The sequence below is a fragment of the Paenibacillus macerans genome, assembly GCF_900454495.1.
In the GTDB taxonomy this organism is placed as follows: Bacteria; Bacillota; Bacilli; order Paenibacillales; family Paenibacillaceae; genus Fontibacillus; species Fontibacillus macerans.
This window is the reverse complement of the sequence record NZ_UGSI01000001.1, coordinates 1,091,202-1,107,890: the sequence shown is the minus strand read 5'-3', so window position 1 is coordinate 1,107,890 and position 16,689 is coordinate 1,091,202. Positions and strand designations below refer to the sequence as shown.

17 protein-coding genes, 1 pseudogene and 1 riboswitch are annotated in these 16,689 nt (G+C 54.1%); of the genes and pseudogenes, 1 reads left to right on the top strand and 17 read right to left on the bottom strand.

What is annotated here, in order from left to right; all coding sequences use genetic code 11:
• Positions 1–247 precede the first annotated feature (247 nt).
• The 9 genes and pseudogenes from DYE26_RS05080 to DYE26_RS05045 all read right to left on the bottom strand — a co-directional run bounded on the left by DYE26_RS05080 (position 248) and on the right by DYE26_RS05045 (position 8,614).
• Entirely contained in the window at positions 248–1,033 is a 786-nt protein-coding gene (locus DYE26_RS05080) for a LamB/YcsF family protein (protein ID WP_036622739.1), read from the bottom strand.
• 43 nt (positions 1,034–1,076) lie between these two features.
• Positions 1,077–2,087 carry a 5-oxoprolinase subunit C family protein gene (locus DYE26_RS05075; protein WP_036622737.1) on the bottom strand — a complete coding sequence of 337 codons (1,011 nt, stop codon included), beginning with the start codon at positions 2,085–2,087 and terminating at the stop codon, positions 1,077–1,079.
• Positions 2,084–2,848, bottom strand: a complete 765-nt coding sequence (gene pxpB, locus DYE26_RS05070; RefSeq protein ID WP_227872779.1) for a 5-oxoprolinase subunit PxpB — start codon at positions 2,846–2,848, stop codon at positions 2,084–2,086. Before pxpB ends, DYE26_RS05075 begins: the two co-directional genes overlap by 4 nt.
• Before the next feature lie 477 nt (positions 2,849–3,325).
• Positions 3,326–4,045 carry a YebC/PmpR family DNA-binding transcriptional regulator gene (locus DYE26_RS05065; RefSeq protein ID WP_036622735.1) on the bottom strand — a complete coding sequence of 240 codons (720 nt, stop codon included), beginning with the start codon at positions 4,043–4,045 and terminating at the stop codon, positions 3,326–3,328.
• Positions 4,046–4,198: 153 nt separating this feature from the next.
• Entirely contained in the window at positions 4,199–4,426 is a 228-nt protein-coding gene (locus DYE26_RS05060) for a hypothetical protein (RefSeq protein ID WP_082207763.1), read from the bottom strand.
• A 154-nt stretch (positions 4,427–4,580) separates the two neighbouring features.
• Positions 4,581–6,137, bottom strand: coding sequence for an ABC-F family ATP-binding cassette domain-containing protein (locus tag DYE26_RS05055; protein WP_036622733.1), 1,557 nt, complete (start codon positions 6,135–6,137; stop codon positions 4,581–4,583).
• A gap of 147 nt (positions 6,138–6,284) precedes the next feature.
• Positions 6,285–7,265 carry an aldo/keto reductase gene (locus DYE26_RS33820; RefSeq protein ID WP_036628095.1) on the bottom strand — a complete coding sequence of 327 codons (981 nt, stop codon included), beginning with the start codon at positions 7,263–7,265 and terminating at the stop codon, positions 6,285–6,287.
• Between the two features lie 168 nt (positions 7,266–7,433).
• A pseudogene (locus tag DYE26_RS34035) lies at positions 7,434–7,925 on the bottom strand (AraC family ligand binding domain-containing protein); the annotation flags it as partial.
• A 125-nt stretch (positions 7,926–8,050) separates the two neighbouring features.
• A complete protein-coding gene (locus DYE26_RS05045) occupies positions 8,051–8,614 on the bottom strand; it encodes a spore coat protein (protein ID WP_036622731.1) in 564 nt (187 codons plus the stop codon).
• 176 nt (positions 8,615–8,790) lie between these two features.
• Here DYE26_RS05045 and DYE26_RS05040 point away from each other — a divergent pair, with 176 nt between their 5' ends.
• Positions 8,791–9,276, top strand: coding sequence for a spore coat protein (locus DYE26_RS05040; RefSeq protein ID WP_036622729.1), 486 nt, complete (start codon positions 8,791–8,793; stop codon positions 9,274–9,276).
• A 44-nt stretch (positions 9,277–9,320) separates the two neighbouring features.
• Here DYE26_RS05040 and DYE26_RS33285 read toward each other — a convergent pair whose 3' ends face one another.
• From DYE26_RS33285 to DYE26_RS05005, 8 genes are all read right to left on the bottom strand, one after another.
• Complete coding sequence (locus DYE26_RS33285) at positions 9,321–9,491, bottom strand: hypothetical protein (protein ID WP_155619422.1); 171 nt, start codon at positions 9,489–9,491, stop codon at positions 9,321–9,323.
• Positions 9,492–9,609: 118 nt separating this feature from the next.
• Positions 9,610–10,500: a phytanoyl-CoA dioxygenase family protein gene (locus DYE26_RS05035; protein WP_036622727.1), complete on the bottom strand. Its 891-nt coding sequence runs from the start codon at positions 10,498–10,500 to the stop codon at positions 9,610–9,612.
• A 141-nt stretch (positions 10,501–10,641) separates the two neighbouring features.
• Positions 10,642–10,784, bottom strand: a riboswitch (cyclic di-AMP (ydaO/yuaA leader).
• Between the two features lie 77 nt (positions 10,785–10,861).
• A complete protein-coding gene (locus tag DYE26_RS05030) occupies positions 10,862–11,128 on the bottom strand; it encodes a hypothetical protein (protein ID WP_036622724.1) in 267 nt (88 codons plus the stop codon).
• 798 nt (positions 11,129–11,926) lie between these two features.
• Positions 11,927–13,486, bottom strand: coding sequence for an acetate--CoA ligase (locus DYE26_RS05025; protein ID WP_051985863.1), 1,560 nt, complete (start codon positions 13,484–13,486; stop codon positions 11,927–11,929).
• 178 nt (positions 13,487–13,664) lie between these two features.
• Positions 13,665–14,546, bottom strand: coding sequence for a transporter substrate-binding domain-containing protein (locus DYE26_RS05020; RefSeq protein ID WP_036622720.1), 882 nt, complete (start codon positions 14,544–14,546; stop codon positions 13,665–13,667).
• Positions 14,543–15,310, bottom strand: coding sequence for an amino acid ABC transporter ATP-binding protein (locus DYE26_RS05015; RefSeq protein WP_036622718.1), 768 nt, complete (start codon positions 15,308–15,310; stop codon positions 14,543–14,545). Before DYE26_RS05015 ends, DYE26_RS05020 begins: the two co-directional genes overlap by 4 nt.
• 29 nt (positions 15,311–15,339) lie before the next feature.
• A complete protein-coding gene (locus tag DYE26_RS05010) occupies positions 15,340–16,008 on the bottom strand; it encodes an amino acid ABC transporter permease (protein ID WP_036622715.1) in 669 nt (222 codons plus the stop codon).
• Positions 15,989–16,654, bottom strand: a complete 666-nt coding sequence (locus tag DYE26_RS05005; protein ID WP_036622713.1) for an amino acid ABC transporter permease — start codon at positions 16,652–16,654, stop codon at positions 15,989–15,991. The genes DYE26_RS05010 and DYE26_RS05005 overlap by 20 nt, the downstream gene beginning before the upstream one ends.
• Positions 16,655–16,689: the final 35 nt, after the last annotated feature.

The window sequence follows — 16,689 nt, the reverse complement described above, 5'->3', positions numbered from 1 at the left end:
TAGAAGCAAAAAGTCATTTGGGTCCGTTAGAGCAGTGTCCATAGGTTTAGACTACCACAGTTTAGAAGGTGCCGAAAACTCAGTGCTTTTGCGCATGAAAGAAGGGGAAGAGTCGGTTCTAACCTTGAAATAAGTTCCATAACAATCTGACTCTAACTGCGGGATTAAGCCCCAAACGCATCCCTCCCGCGCATCCAACGCATGGGATTGCACGGAACAAAGGACCTCGCCGTCGGCGAGGTTCTTCTCACCCCTGCTCGCTTCGTCCGAGCGTCACACCGATCGGCTGAACGACGATCCCCGCTTTCGTGAGAGAGCTGCGGATTTTGCCGGCAAATTCCACGGCATGCGCGCCGTCGCCATGAATGCATATCGTATCGGCCCGGATCGGCACGTCCACGTTCTGCCGGGACATTACTTTGCCTTCAGCCACCATGCGAATCACCTGGTTGACCGATTTTTGCTCATCGGTAATCAAAGCATCAGGCTGTCTGCGGGGCGTCAGTGAACCGTCGGACTGGTAAGTACGGTCGGAGAACACCTCGCTTGCAGTGCGCAGCCCCGCTTTTTGCCCGGCTTGAATCAATTCGCTTCCGGCCAGGCCGAACAAAATCAGCTCGGGATCGACTTTGTAAACCGCCTCGGCGATCGCTTCAGCCAGCCCGGCATTGCGGGCCGCCATATTGTATAGGGCCCCGTGCGGCTTCACATGCTGCAGCTTTGCGCCTTCCGCACGCACGAATCCCCACAAAGCGCCGATTTGGTACACGACCATGTCGCAAGCTTCCTGAGGGGAAATATTCATCTCCCGGCGGCCGAAGCCGGCAAGATCCGGCAGTCCCGGATGGGCGCCGAGCGCAGCTCCGCTTTCCAAGGCCAGCTTTACGGTTTGGTGCATCATCGACGGATCCCCGGCGTGAAAACCGCAGGCGATATTGGCGGAGGTCACATACTTCAGCACCTTGCTGTCACTGCCGATTTTATAAGCGCCAAAACTTTCTCCCATGTCGCAATTCAAGTCCACCACGCTCATGGTTCATTCGCCTCTCTTTCGATAGGTTGTTCAACGATTCGGTTTACTTCTGCTGCTGCAAAAGGTCGAGTCCCCGGCGCAAAGTAAGGACGGCTTTTTCGCGTTCGACGAGCTGCCGCTGCGCTTCTCTTAAGCTGATTATCTGGAAACTCACCTTCCCGCCCAAATTCACTTGGGCGAGCAGCGGCAAATCCGCGGAAGCCACCTGGGCGATTTTCGGATACCCTCCGGACGTCTGGCGGTCGGCCATCAGCACGATCGGATGGCCATCAGGCGGCACCTGTACCGTTCCCATCGTAACGGCCGAGGAGACCATCTCCTCGTTTTTCTCCAGCTTGAGCTCGGGCCCCTTGAAACGGTATCCCATCCGGTCGGACTGCGGCAACACCTCAAACGGTTCGCTTACGAATAACGTTTTGCTCTCTTCCCGGAACAAATCGTATTGCTCTCCCGCGATCACCCGGACCGTCGGATTCGGCTCGTAGGGAGGGATAAGATCGGCGGAAATCGACCAGCGGCTGACGGCGCCCGCGCTATTCTCCGCCTTCCGGGCCAGCAAGGCCAGCAAATTCAGGCTCCGCATGCACATGTTCCCGACCGGAAGCCTGTCGCCTTTGGCCAGCGCTCGCCCGCCATATCCCCCAATACCGGCCCGCAAATAGGTGGAGCGGCTGTTCATTTGCACCGGCACCTCCAATCCGCCGCCGACGGCCAAGTAAGCTCTGCAGCCTTGCTTCATGGGCCCGAAGGTGAGTACGGAACCTTTGGGGGCCAGAACGGTCCGCCAGCCCGGAAACGATACTCCGTTTAGCTTGGGCGACAAATCCCCGCCGCAAATCGAGATTAACGCCGTTTGCTCGAACAGGATCTCCGGGCCCATCATCGTAATCTCGAGCCCGGCTGCCCCCTCCTCATTGCCAACGAGCAGATTCGCGATGCGCAAGGCGAAGGCATCCATCGCTCCGCTGACGATGACGCCGTATTTTTGCGTGCCGTATCGGCCCAAATCCTGCACTGTCGTCAGCAGGCCGGGTTTATGGATCAAGAGGCTCACCTTGTAACCTCCTCCCAAGCGTCAAATTGCCCCCGGGATATCGGATAAAAGCGTACCGTATCGCCCGCCCCCAGCAAGGTTGGCGGCATTTGCCCCGGCCGGAACAGCTCGATCGGCGTTCTGCCGATGAGCTGCCAGCCGCCCGGCGTTTCGAGCGGATACACGCCGGTCTGATCCCCCGCAATGCCGACCGTACCCGCCGGAATCGACAGTCTCGGCGTCTGTCTCCGCGGTGTCGCTATACGTTCCGACATGCCTCCCAAATAGGCAAATCCGGGAGCGAAGCCAAGCATATAAACCAGGTAATCGGCCGAAGTATGTATCTCAATGACTTCTTCGGGCGTTAGACCGTGATGCTCCGCCACTTCGGTTAAATCCGGGCCCAATTCTCCGCCATAGCAAACCGGAATTTGAATCACTCTCGACGGCGGAAGGCCGGTGCCCTCAAGCTTTCGCAGCTCATCTCGAACGAAAGCGGCAGCGAGCTCGAACGGATAAACGACCTCCTCCTGTTCTCTAGTTCCGCCAAGCTCCGACAGCAGCCGCATGATGTCGTAATATAGAGTTACCGAAGTAAAGGCGGGAACGTACTCCACCATCCACCGGAACGGATTTTTTTCAAGATAATCGGCGAGTTGCCTGACTTTTTGATTCACCGCCGGATGAATCGCCTCTCCAAGCTTTACGACCAGAGCGGTATCTCCGAGCGGCACGATTTCGGTTTCCATTAAATGGCCGGCGCCCAAAGCCCCGTTGTTCATCATGTTCCTCCTAAAATCATATATCCGAATTGCGATATATCAATTCCGTTTTACGAAACTGCACCTGAAAAACCTCAGCGCAAAATATAAGGGCCAAAAAGGGCGTTATTCCGGCGTTCTCCCCTGTTCAAAGAGAAATAGAGGTAATTTATGTCCCTATTTGCTTGAATCGCTACCGAAATCCCCGCTTCTGGGCCATTCCTAGGAAAATAAGGACAAAAAATGGCGCTAATGGGGATGAACCTGCCTGGCTCCGGATAATAAGTATATAAAGTTCCGCTATTTTGAAGGCTGAAGGTTCGTCGACGGCGGGTCGCCGTTCCAGCAGCCGACTGTCAATTATTTTAGCGGAAAATGCAGCTCAAGAAAAGCAAACAGGCTGTCCAAGGTAATCCTCCTTGTCAGCCTGTTTCCATCCAAAGCACGCCACTTGAGACGCTCAACTCCCCGAGGTGTGCATCCTTCATCTTGTTTCGTTCAGTCTTCAAATTCGACATTATGATAGACTTGCTGGACATCTTCCAAATCTTCCAGCGCATCGATCAGCTTCTCGAATTGCGCTTCGGCCTCTTTCGGAAGCGTCACATAGTTTTGCGGCAGCATCGTCAGCTCGGCCACGGTAAACTCGGTGATCCCTGCGTTTTTGAACGCTTCCTGCACCGCGTGGAATTGATCCGGTTCGGCGTATACGATGACCGAATCATCCTCTTCTACGATATCGCGTACCTCGACATCGGCTTCCATCAGGATTTCGAACACTTCGTCGATCGTTTTTCCTTCCATGCCGATCACCGCGGTGGCGTCAAACATATAGGATACCGAACCGCTGACGCCCATATTCCCGCCGTTTTTGTTGAATGCGGAACGCACCTCCGGCGCCGTCCGGTTCACGTTGTTGGTCAACGTATCGACAATGACCATCGACCCGTTTGGTCCAAAGCCTTCGTAACGGAGCTCCTGATAGGTTTCCTCCGAGCTGCCTTTCGCTTTATCCAGAGCGCGGTCGATGATCGCTTTAGGCACATTGTAGGTTTTGGCCCGTTCCAGAACGACTTTCAAGGCGCGGTTCGATTCCGGATCCGGTTCGCCCTTCTTGGCGGCTACATAAATTTCAACCCCGAATTTTGCGTAAATCCGGCTTGTGTTGGCGTCTTTCGAAGCTTTTTTCTCCTTAATATTGTTCCATTTGCGGCCCATACTGTTCCCACTTTCTATGTTTAGTACCTATCTATTATAACCGATTTTTTTCAAGCTGTGGACTATTCTTGCAATCGCTGTTTTTGACTGGGGAACTCCATAAAAAACAACCCTACCTTAATACGCAGTAGGGCTGTTTAAGAAGGGAGAGCATTACCGCTTTCTTCTTTTCCGCCGCGGAGCCGTGGAACAAACCGCCGCCTTGGGCGCCTCACTAACGACATTGTATTTGACCAGATGCTCGTAAACGGGAACGCAATGACGTCGAGTCACTATGTTTATCGGATGGATGACTTGGACAAGCTGGGGGTCGTAGATATCTTGGACGATGACCTGCGTCGGCGCAACGATCGTTACGGGCGGGCAGCAATGGCAGCTCATTTATAGATTCACCTCACTATAGGTTTTTAGCTTCATTACGGTATATGAGGCTGCCCGCTTGTATGACTGTTCTTTCGCCCTTATTACAATAAAAACAGCCCGCCCTCTGTAAAAGAGCAAGCCGTTTCTACTGAATGCCGTTAGTGTCTTCCGCTTACAGCATCTTCGTCGTCCACGCTTCGCAGTTCCACGTTTCCGTCACAACGTCGCGGTAAAACTCCGGTTCGTGGGAAATGAGCAAAATGCTCCCCTTATACGCAATAAGCGCCCGCTTCAATTCATCCTTCGCGTCCACGTCCAAGTGGTTCGTCGGTTCGTCGAGCACCAGCAAATTCGTCTCGCGGTTAATCAGCTTGCACAGGCGGACTTTGGCTTTCTCCCCCCCGCTCAGCACGGCGATTTTGCTCTCGATATGCTTCGTCGTAAGGCCGCATTTGGCCAACGCGGCGCGCACCTCAAACTGCGTAAACGACGGGAACTCGTCCCAAATTTCCTCAATGCACGTGTTGTAGTTCGCTTCTTTCATCTCCTGCTCAAAATAACCGATTTCCAGGAGATCGCCGAGGTGCACGGACCCGGATAGCGCCGGAATCTGCCCGAGAATGCTGCGCAGCAGCGTCGTTTTCCCGATCCCGTTGGCCCCGACCAGGGCGATTTTCTGCCCGCGTTCCATGCGCAGGTTCAGCGGCTTCGAGAGCGGCGAATCATAGCCGATCACCAAATCCGCCGTTTCGAAGATCAGCTTCCCGGACGTTCTCGCATCCTTGAAATTAAACTGCGGCTTCGGCTTTTCCCTGGCCAGTTCGATGATCTCCATCTTGTCCAGCTTCTTTTGCCTGGACATCGCCATGTTCCGGGTCGCGACGCTCGCCTTGTTGCGGGCGACGAAATCCTTCAGGTCGGCGATTTCCTGCTGCTGGCGCTTATAGGCGGCCTCCAGCTGCTGTTTTTTAGCCTCATATACCTGCTGGAAATGATGGTAATCGCCGGCATAACGGGTCAGCTCTTGATTCTCCATATGATAGATCAAGTTAATGACGCTGTTCAAAAACGGAATGTCGTGCGAAATCAAAATAAACGCATTTTCGTATTCCTGCAGGTAGCGTTTGAGCCATTCGATATGCTGCTCGTCCAGATAGTTCGTCGGTTCGTCCAGCAGCAGAATGTCCGGCTTCTCCAACAGCAGCTTGGCCAGCAGCACTTTCGTCCGTTGCCCGCCGCTCAAATCGTTTACGTCCTTATCCAGCCCGATATCGGTCAACCCGAGTCCCCGCGCGGTCTCTTCGACTTTCGCGTCGATCATGTAGAAGTCCTGGTTCGTCAGCGTATCCTGAATCGTGCCGACCTCCTCCAGCAGCCGCTCAAGCTCCTCCGGCGACACCTCGCCCATTTTCGCATACATGTCGTTCATTTCCTGCTCCAAGTCGAACAGATACTGAAACGCCCCGCGCAGCACGTCGCGGATCGTCATGCCCTTGCTCAGCACCGCATGCTGATCCAAATAGCCGACGCGCGTCCGGCGCGCCCACTCGATTTTGCCTTCATCGGGCTGGAGCTTGCCCGTAATGATGTTCATGAAGGTGGATTTGCCTTCGCCGTTGGCCCCGATCAGGCCGATATGCTCGCCTTTCAGCAGCCGGAAGGACACATCGTTAAAAATAGCCCGGTCGCCAAACCCGTGGCTTAGCTTTTCTACATTCAATATGCTCATGAAACTACACCTTTCTCGCAAAAAGATACACTCGTCATATTATAAAGGTTAACCGGAGGACAACTCAATACGGCGGAATAAATTATTGCCCGCAAAAAAAGCACCTCCCCCGGACTGATCTTCAGGAGCGGTGCTTTTCGTTACAATCTAATAACCTAAAATCTCGTCGATTTGGCCCAGCTCTTCAGCGCTGAACGAGGTGTTTCGCAGCGCAAGAACCGCGTCTTCGATCTGGCTGACCTTGCTCGCGCCGATGAGCGCCGAGGTCACCTTGCCGCCCCGCAGCACCCAGGAGAGCGCCATTTGCGACAGCTTTTGCCCCCTTGCTGCGGCCAAATCGTTAAGCCGCTTCACCTGGCCGATCCGCTCCGCGGTCAAATCCTCCGCACGCAGGAATACGCTGGGCCCGGCCGCCCGGGAATCCGGCGCGATCCCGCCTAAGTAGCGGTCGGTCAGGATGCCTTTTTCCAACGGCGAAAAAACGATCGAACCGATCCCCTCTTCCTGCAAAACATCCTGCAGCCCCTCCTCGATCCAGCGGTTCATCATCGAATAGCTGGGCTGATGAATCACGCATGGCGTGCCGAGCTCTTTGAGGATTTTCGCTGCCGCGCGAGTTTCTTCCGGCCGATAATTGGACAGCCCGACATAAAGCGCTTTCCCTTGACGCACGACGAGGTCGAGCGCGGACATCGTTTCCTCCAACGGTGTATCCGGATCAGGGCGATGGTGGTAAAAAATATCGACAAATTCGAGGCCCATCCGTTTGAGACTCTGATCCAGACTGGAGACGAGATATTTTTTGGAGCCCCATTCCCCGTAAGGTCCCGGCCACATGTAGTAGCCCGCTTTGGTGGAGATGATCAATTCGTCACGGTAAGGGCGGAAGTCTTCCCTGAGCACCCTGCCGAACGTTTCCTCCGCCGACCCCGGCGGCGGGCCGTAGTTGTTGGCCAGATCAAAATGCGTAATGCCGAGGTCAAACGCCCGGCGCAGCATCGCCCGCCCGTTTTCCAAAACATCGATGCCGCCGAAATTATGCCATAATCCGAGGGATATGGCGGGCAGCTTCAAGCCGCTTCTGCCGGCGCGGTTATTAAAGATGGCCGACAAATATTTGCGGTCCAGCCCAACGACCGCCGCCAGCTGGCCGACGGAAATCTCCTCGCCGTAATGGCTGTGCAGAAAATCAAGGCAGCGGTGGATGTAAGCGTCTTTCGCCTGCGCTTGAACCGCCGCTTGACCCGGCGCGGAAGCCGGAGCCAGCTCCACCATGACCGAGAAAAACTCGTTCAGCAAGACCCGCAAACGCAAATCGCGGGTGGCCGCCTGCTCCTCGGCCTCGTTCAAAAGCTCGTACAGCTTCGGCATCAAACGGGTATCCATGGGGAACACCGGCTGCTCCGCGGTCACACGGGTTCGCGCCAGAATTTCTCCCGCCTGATCGCCGCAAAAGGCGATCCAGGAATAAACCCAGGGCCTTGCGGCGTCTGCCTGGTAAAAGACGACCCGCTCAGGATAAGCGATAAACGCCTGGCCCGCCGTCAGCGTCAGCGTCTCGCCGTCCTCCACGCGAACGCTCCCCTTTCCCTCATGGACAAAGTGGATCTTATAAACGTCCCGTACGCCCGGGCCGAACGAATGCTGGGGAGCGCAGGCTTCCTTGCCCCAATAGCATAAATACAGCTCCGGTGAATCGCGGAACGGACGGTCCGGGTTGTAATGAAAAATCGCGGCCAATAACAGCACCTTCTTTGCACTTGGCAGTGGAATTGAATGCGCCCGCATCCGCTGACATTGTACCACAAAAACAATGTTTCCAATTGCCGATCCCATGAAAAAAGAGCGGGTGCGCCAGGTCATTGGTTTCCTTGGTAACCGCTCTTTTTCTTTCGCTATGCTCCGCCGAGTTGCTAATGAACCGCCGCCGGCTCCTGCACTTTCTGATAAAAAGCGCCGAGCGTATTCATCGTCGACATCGGAGCCGCTTCTAACGGATAATAGCCTTTTTTTACCATCCATTGCCATACGTCATAAGCGTGGTGCGAGCACATGCAGAAGGCATGCTCCAGGAAGCTGCGGATGTCGGGATGGCTCATCTCCATGGCCGCCCAAGCGTACTCCCTGCCCGCCCGTTTCAAAGTCAGCAAATAAGCGGTGGCGATTTCCCGGTCGTTGAACTGCTGAATCGAGGTTCTCGGCGTGACCGGAACAGGCGACGCAGACGCCTCGGTAAAGGATTGCAGGACCGGCTGCAAATCCGGGATGGCCAGTTTCCCGCTGGCCCCTTCCGCCTTGCTTAAATACTCCACCTTCATGTTGTAGTCCTGAAAATGAAGCGGAAGATGTTTTTGCAGGATCGCCTTCAGTTCAGGGTCCTGCGCTTGGTTTAAGAAACACGCCATGTTCGTAATCGAGTTAACGCAGCTTAACGTTAGTTCATTCAAATCCTGTGCCTCGTGTGCGGCCAATTCCATGAGAACGTATCCTCCTTCGCTGTTTTTCGGTTGCTTGGTAAATCACTTTTAGAATGCGCCCCATCGTTTTCTATTATTGCCGGAAGCCGGAGTAAAATCGTCCCAGACAAGGACAAATACCCATAAGGTTCCGCTGCGCATATAATGAATCAATTCTAACTATGGAGTGTGAGATCGTGAATAACGAATGGAAACAGGAGCATCTGGCCTGGCATGAAACACTGGAGCTGCATGAGCTAGTCGCCTTTCAATCCGCCAATTTGGCGGCGTTCAAAAAGAAACTGCCGATGGTGATGGACCCGGAGTTAAAAGCGCTTTATGCAGAAACGATCAAAACCTTGGAGCACAATATCCGCGAACTGCTTAAATTTTATCCGCTGGCGCCTGGTATGGCCCGCAACGTTTCGCCCGATATGACCGGATTTGACGCGGCCAGCCTGCTTGGCTTCGCCAAAGCCTCCGTACGCAATTACGCGGCCTCCATTACGGAGACGGCTACTCCTCAATTAAAGGAAACATTCCAAAAACAATTGCTTGGCGCCATCGCCCTTCATACCAAAATATTTAACTTCATGCACCGACACGGCTACTATCCGGCGTACAATTTGGAAGAACTGCTGGCCCACGACGTGCAAATGGCCAATCAAGCGCTAAACATGTAGCTTGCGAAAAAACCCCGGAATTCCGGGGTTTTTCTGGCGGTGCGTCATTTCTTTTGTTCCTTTTCTTCAGGTTCATCGTATTTATTGATATGCCCGGTAATGGCTTCGACCGCTTCATTCACATTCGTGGTGGCCGGCACGGCCTTAACCTCGTCTTCGGTCTTATCGACAAAATTTTGATGATCCGCGCGTACGGCTTCAATTTTATTGCTCACCTAAAGGTCACTCCTTTCCCGGAAGGTTGGGGTTTGAATTTACTATGCGATATTTTGCGCTTCTTTATGTATAAAGCCGTCCCAACGCAAAGCCATTTTGCCGGGACGGCTTTTTTTCTTAAAATTCCGTGCGGGCCGCCATGTATTCGGGTCTCGGCTTCTTCCCGAAATAAGGCTCCGCCAGTTTGTTTGCTACGCTGTTATAGACCATAAAAATATTGCTGCGCGGGTACGGCGTAATGTTGCTGTTGGAGCCGTGCATCAAATTGCAGTCGAACAGCAGTACGGAGCCTGCCTTGCCGACCGGCGTTTCAATGCCGCAGCGCTTCGCCAGCTCGGTTAAGCTCGCCTGATCGGGCGCGATGAATTCCTTGGAGCAATCATCAGGCGCCTGGCCGACGCACGACACGAAGATTTGATGGGAACCGGGCATGACCATAAGCGGTCCGTTAAACGGATAATTGTCTTCCAGTGCGATCAAGCAGCTGAGCGCCCGCATCCGGGGCATCCCGTCCTCCACATGCCAGGTCTCAAAGTCCGAATGCCAGTAGAACTCTTTGCCGGTAAATGCCGGCTTGTAATTGATCCGCGACTGATGGATGTAGCTTGGTCCCCCCAAAACATGCTCGACGATCGCGAGCAGTCTCGGATGCCGGGACAACTCCTGAAAAACCGGGTGGGTCCGATGAATCGCAAAGATCGAATGCACTTCTTCCCCGCCGGGCTGGCGGATAATTTCATCGGATGAAAGGTTCCGGGATGCTTCCCGCAAGCGCTGCGCCTTCTCCTGATAGCCCTTTAATTCCGCTCCGCCAAAAAAGTTCTCCAGGAACAGATAACCGTTTTTGGCGTAAAAATCCGAATGCTCTTTGCTGATTCCGCTTTCCGCGTTCCACTCGCCATATACGATGGGATCCTGCCGCGGAAGCCATCTCGGCTCAGCATAAACCCGGGAAGGGTAAGCATCCGTCTTTGGATCAAAAATTACGGACGTTTCCAATTGATTCATTCCTCCTCATCCCCTCATAAGAAATATTTGTCCAAACCAAAAAGGACCGCCGCTTGGAGAAGACAAAGCTTACCCAGCAGGGTCCTTAAAACGGACAAAGGCCCTTATAAAAGGGCCTAATAAAATCTCTTAATGTCGCAATATAGACCCATCCACTGCTGACGAGGTTAGCTGACGGGCTCGGGTAAGATGGTACCCTACAATCATTGCTGAATGATTCGCCCCAAAAAAATGGTTCCCCCGTTTCCCGGCTCCTTAAGCCGGAAACTAAGCGTGAGTCTATAGTAAAGGCAATTCGCGTTCATGTCAACCCATGTTCTGTAACATTTTCGATTTCGCCATATACTCGCTGCCGCATTCGTTACCGCAGCCGGCTTTCCGCTTCAGCCAAATCGGCCTGATCCTCCTGCAAATCTTCCTTGGCGCGTTCCAGCGGTTCCGGGTTCATGCGCCCATCCGCCTGGGAAATGGCGTTCTCCGCTTTGTGAATGGCGTTATAGGCATTTTCCACCGTTTCTTCGCTCGGATGGGACTGTGCTTGCGTTACGGCCCGGTGCGCTTTTTTGACGGACTGCTGGGCGGATGAGATCGGGTTTTGCGATTGCATGCTGGAATAAGGATTTGCCATGTTTTAGCCTCCTCCAAAAAGATGATAAGATGCAGGTCCTTACTAATTTGAGGAAAAGGCCCGGACAATATGCGTTCGAACTTTTGCCAATCCCACACTCCTGCCGCTTAGGCCGCAGCGGAAACCAACTTTAAAGCAGATAGAGCATGGATTTAACAGCGATGGAACCCGGAGCTGGAAAAAGGAAGAGGGGAAATCGGCACGAAATCACTGGCGTTGAATTAACTTTTGCTCAAGCTTTCCCGTGAAAGCTATCCGAAATCTAAACGGTTGTAGCAGCGGCTATTTGCCGAAAAAAGACCTTATCTAAATTCTAACGGTTGCGAGCGCCGTTATTTGCCTGAATCTAAGGCAAAAATTACCGGATTTCAGCGAAATAAGCACCATGGCAACCGTTACAATTTGAAATCAATGGTATTGGAACAAATAGCGCTTGTGGCAACCGTTAGAGCATTGGTGTGCTCAGAAAATGTATCTTGCCAGACTTAAATGCAACGCTAGCGGCACGAAATGCAAAAGGGCATGCGATTTTCGTCGAAAATCCCCGAAACAGGCGGTTCAACTGCAAATATGCAGTTCATTTCTTATGATAAGCTACCTTTTTATCCTATAGCTGCAAATGAGATGTATTTTTGCACTTCAACCGCCCAAAAGCAGAAATTTGCAGAAATTCAAATGGGGCTTTTGCATTTGATCTCATCGAGCCGTCCTTCTTACCATGTAACGAATTCATGAAGTCGTCGGTGATTTTCCCCAATTACATCAAGGCCTTCTTGCCCTAGTTCGGAGTCCTCTTTTTTAAATGGAGCTTTTCACCTTCAAGGCTGCGCGCTCCTCCCGCTCCCGCAGCTCTACTCTGCGGATTTTGCCCGTATTCGTTTTTGGCAGTTCAGCGACAAATTCGATCTTCCGCGGATATTTATACGGGGCCGTCACCGCTTTGACATGAGCCTGAAGCTGCTTGACCAGTTGCGGCGAACCCGCCGCCCCTTCTTTCAGCACAACAAAAGCTTTGACGATATGCCCGCGAATTTCGTCGGGACTCGCCACGGCGGCGCATTCCTTGACGGCAGGATGCTTCATCAGCGCTTCTTCGACTTCAAACGGCCCGATCGTATATCCGGAACTGATGATGATATCGTCGCCGCGCCCCTCGAACCAGAAATAGCCTTCTTCGTCCATTCGCGCCCGGTCCCCGGTAATAAAATACTCACCGCGCACGTTTTGTTGCTTCCGCTCCGGCTCCAGGTAATAGTTTTTAAACAAAGCCGGCATGCTAACATGAACGGCAATATCCCCGACTTGTCCCGCCGGAAGCGGAGTTCCCCGCTCGTCGACCACCTCCGCCACGCCCGGGGAAACCGCTTTGCCCATCGATCCCTGCTTAAGCGGAGTATCCTTCAGATTGCCGATCAGCAGCGTGCTTTCGGTTTGCCCGTATCCGTCGCGAATGGTGATGTTCAATTCCTCTTGAAATTTCCGGATCACTTCATCGTTTAGCGGCTCCCCGGCGGAAACGGCGCTGCGCAGGCCGGATAGGTTATAACCGCCTAGCCCGTCCGTTTTCGACATGATCCGATATTCGGTCGGCGTGCAGCACATGACCTGAATGCCGTAATTCTCCAATAGCTGCAGGTAGCGATGCGGTTGGAACGTCCCCTGATATACGAAACCGGTCGCCCCATTCCCCAGCACCGACAGGAACGGGGTCCAAATCCATTTTTGCCAGCCCGGCGCGGCTGTGGCCCACACTGTATCGGCGCTTCGAATGTCCAGCCAGGCCGAGGTGATCCTGAGATGCGCGTAACCCCACCCATGGCTGTGCACGACGCCCTTCGGATTGCCGGTCGTTCCGGACGTATAAGCCAAAATGGCCATATCGTCGCGGTGAGTCCGCACCGCCTCAAAGGTGTCCGGCTGCCCGTCCATCAATGAATCGAGCATAACCCACCCGGCTGGAGCGGGGACGGTTTCGTTGCTTCCGGCAACCGCGATGCGAAATGCCCATGACGGCAGCTCCTCATCAATGTTGTCCGCCTCCCCGGTCGCATTGTGCCAGGCGATGACCGCCCGCGCCCCGGAGTGCCGAAGCCGGTAAGCCAAGTCCTTGGCCCGCAGCATCTCGGACGAAGGAATGATCGTCAGCCCCAGCTTCAAGCAGGCCACATAAATTACGTAAGCATTAATATGCCGCGGCATCATCACCAGCACGCGGTCCCCTTTGTTTAATCCGAGCCCGGACAATCCTCCGGCAAGCCGGTTCGCCCCGGCCAGCAGGTCTCCGTATGAAATTTCCTCATAATCGCCTTGCTCGCTTAACCATTTTAAAGCCGTTTTCCCCGGGTCGTGGTTCTCCATCTCCGATGTTATATTGTAAAATTCCGGCGCCAGCCACTGCTCATAGTTCAAGTTGATCTATCCCCTTTTAAACTGAAGTTGCCAGTTATTTCGATCAACTCATTATACCACATAATAGTACCAGGTTCTAAGACTGGACGTGAAAAAACCTGCAAAAAGGTTTGCAGGTTTAACCGGACTAAAGCTTGCCGCCCTCCGTGATGACCTCATTGGGATCGGTATCGGGCCCCAGCTCGTCTTTGACGTATTTGTTATACAGTTGGAGCAGGAACTGCTCCTTCCCCAGATTTTCCAGCTCGGTATTGACCCAATCCCTCAGCTCCGTGTTGCCTTTTTGGACAGCCGGAGCGATCGGCGCTTCTTTTTCCAGCTTTTCTTCGATCAGATGAAACCCCGGGTTATCCTTGGCCCAGCCGATTAAGATGAAATTGTCCTGAGCGTAGCCGTCGCCGCGTCCGTCTTTCAGCGCCTGCAAAGACTCGGTGTTTTTATCGTATTTGACCAGTTCGATATCCGGGCGGTTTTCCGTCAGAAAAATATCGGCGGTCGTTCCCTTGGTTACGATGATTTTCTTCCCCTTCAGGTCGTCCAGCGTTTGAATTCCGCTGTTGTCTGCGACGAGCACCTGGGTCGCCACTTTCATCGTCGGGTTGGTGAAGTCTACCTGCTCGGCCCGTTCGTCCGTGACCGTCATATTGGCGACGATCAGGTCCACCTTGCCGCTTTGCAAGTAAGGAATCCGGCTGGCCGGCTCGACCGTGACGAATTCAATTTTCGTTTCGTCGCCGAGCAAATCCTTGGCGAACCGTTTGGCCAAATCGTTGTCAAAACCGATGAAATTTCCTAGTTCGTCCGTAAACCCGAAAGGCGGCTTGTCGGAAAATACGCCGACGATCAGTTTGCCGCGGTCTTTAATGGCCTGAATGCCGCCGCCGGAAGCCTCCTTGGCTCCCGCCGAGCCGCCGGCCGCGCCGGAGGAATCGCCGCCGCAAGCGGTCAGCATCCCCGCAAGCAGCAATAAAGATAATACAGATAATGCCCGTTTCCATGAGTTTTTCATAGGTTTCCACTCCCTTTTCCGGTTTCGATGGCAAAAAACTGCCCCAAAAACTGCCTGGCCCGTTCGCTTCGCGGTCCCGCAAAAAATTCATCCGGCTTTGCGGTTTCGCGGATTTCCCCCTGATCCATAAACACGATCCGGTCCGCCACGGCGCGGGCAAAACCCATTTCGTGCGTGACGATCAGCATGGTCATCCCCCGTTTCGCCAAATCCAGCATCACCTCCAGCACCTCTTTGACCATTTCGGGATCCAGCGCGGCCGTAACCTCGTCAAACAACATGACCTGCGGGTGCATGATCAGCGCGCGCACAATCGCAATCCGCTGCTGCTGTCCGCCGGAGAGCTGGCGCGGATAGGCGTCCTTTTTGTCCGCCAGGCCTACCCTTTCCAGCAACTGCAGCGCTTCCGCCGCCGCTTCGGCTCTTGAGCGTTTTTGTACCTTCAGCGGTCCCAGCAAAATATTTTCCAGTACCGTCATATGGGGAAACAGATGATAGCTCTGAAACACCATGCCGATCTTTTGCCGGACCTGCTGCCAGATCGCCTTGCCCGCAGTAAGGTCCTCGCCCTGAAAGCGAATGCTCCCGCCCTGCACCGGTTCAAGACCGTTCAAACATCGCAGGAGGGTGCTTTTGCCGCAGCCGCTAGGTCCGAGAATAACGACGACTTCGCCTTGCGCCACTTCCAGGTCGATCCCGTTCAGAACCGGATGTTTGTCGAAAATTTTCACGACGCCCTCCAGGCTTAATAAGCTTTCGCCCATGTCCTGTCCCGCCTTTCCGTTAAGTTGAACTACTCCGCCCACTTCTTCTCCAGCCGCCGCGAATAGACGGACAGCGGATAACAAATCAGAAAATACAAGGCAAACAGCGCGCCGTAAATGATGATCGCCGCCAGGCCGTATTTGTAATTCCGTTCGATGATTTGCTGCCCCGATTTGATCATTTCCGTAACTCCGACCAGCACGGTCAGCGAACTGGTCATCACGATCCGGGTGAACACGTTGATGCTCGGAGGTATCATCCGGCGCACCGCCTGCGGGATCAGCACATATATGTACAGCTGGCGGGTATTAAGCCCGATCGCTTGGCCCGCTTCAAGCTGGCCTTTAGGCAGCGACTGCAGCGCGCCGCGCGCCACCTCGCCGATTTCCGTCATGCCCCAAAGCGACAAAACCAGCACGGCCGAAGCAAAAGCGGGAATGTCGATCCCGAAAAACAACGGCAGGCCGAAAAAAAAGAAAAACAGCCAGACCAGCACCGGTACGCTGCGAAACAGCTCGAGCACCGCACGCGTTGCAATCCGCAGCCACAGGCGCCGCGAAGTGCGGAGCGCTCCAAACCCGAGGCCGCAGACGATGCTGATCGCAATCGTATAAAGCGAAATTAAAACCGTTTTCCATACGCCGCGGCCCAGCTCCGGCAAACTGAAGACAAGCAGTTCAATTCCCGTACGCTCCATGCCGGTACCTCCTTTCGATCCAGCTCAGCCCGAAAGACAGCGGCAGAAAAATAAGCAAATAACAGAAGGTCATCATCAACAGCATTTCATACGTTTTATAGTACAAAGAGATATAGCTTGTCGTGGTGAACAGCAGCTCGGGCACCGCGATCGCGGAGACGATGGTCGTCTCCTTCAGCAGAAAGATGAAGTTGGCGAACAGCGACGGAATCGCGATGCGCAGCGCTTGCGGCAGCACGATGTGCCGGAACAGCTGCCGGCGGGACAGGCCGATGGCCAGCCCCGATTCCTCCTGATTTTTGTCCACCGCTTCCAGCCCCGAACGGAACACTTCCGTAAAATAACCGCCGCCCAGAAACGCCATGGCGATAAAGGCGACCGTCAGCCCGGGCAGCTTGATCCCGAGGGAAGGGAGGCCATAGTACAGAAAAAACAGCTGGATCAGCAGCGGCGTGTTGCGGGCAACTTCCACATGTGCGCGGACAAGCGTCCTAAGAACCGGCACCCTGAAATAGAGAATCATGGCGTAAAGCACGGCCACGGCCAGCGACAGCACGATGGCGATGACGCCGATCCGCAGGGTAAGGCCGGCCGCGCGGACGAAGTCCGGAATATGTTCAATCATAAAATCCGTATCGAGTTTCATGCTGCGTTTCCCCTCCCCCGTTATGCCGCCTGTAT